Origin of the sequence: Pseudonocardia sp. EV170527-09 (genome assembly GCF_008369905.1) — a bacterium.
Taxonomy (GTDB): domain Bacteria; phylum Actinomycetota; class Actinomycetes; order Mycobacteriales; family Pseudonocardiaceae; genus Pseudonocardia.
Genome location: NZ_VRMC01000689.1, coordinates 1 through 231, shown reverse-complemented (window position 1 = coordinate 231; position 231 = coordinate 1). Strand labels below are relative to the sequence as shown.

At 59.3% G+C, this 231-nt stretch carries 1 protein-coding gene; it reads right to left on the bottom strand.

Annotation, left to right across the window (positions count from 1 at the left end; all coding sequences use genetic code 11):
* Positions 1–94: 94 nt before the first annotated feature.
* A partial coding sequence (locus FVA95_RS34280; protein ID WP_368667400.1) for a DUF6671 family protein occupies positions 95–231 on the bottom strand: 137 nt, incomplete at its 5' end.

The window sequence follows — 231 nt, the reverse complement described above, 5'->3', positions numbered from 1 at the left end:
ACTGATCGATTGGCCAGTTGTTGTTTGCTTTGTGACGCCTCGCCGGTCAGTGTTCAAACCACTGTGCTGAACGCGGGACCGCTGTGATTGCAAGTCAGGGATTGCAATACGCGCAGTGGCGAGGATCTGCCAATGCCCGCGTGGCTTTGCTCATTCTGGACTGGTATTCGCAGCGTGGGCACGACCACACCTCAGCGAGGCAGGATGCGGTAGGCCGTCCGCAGGCAGAGC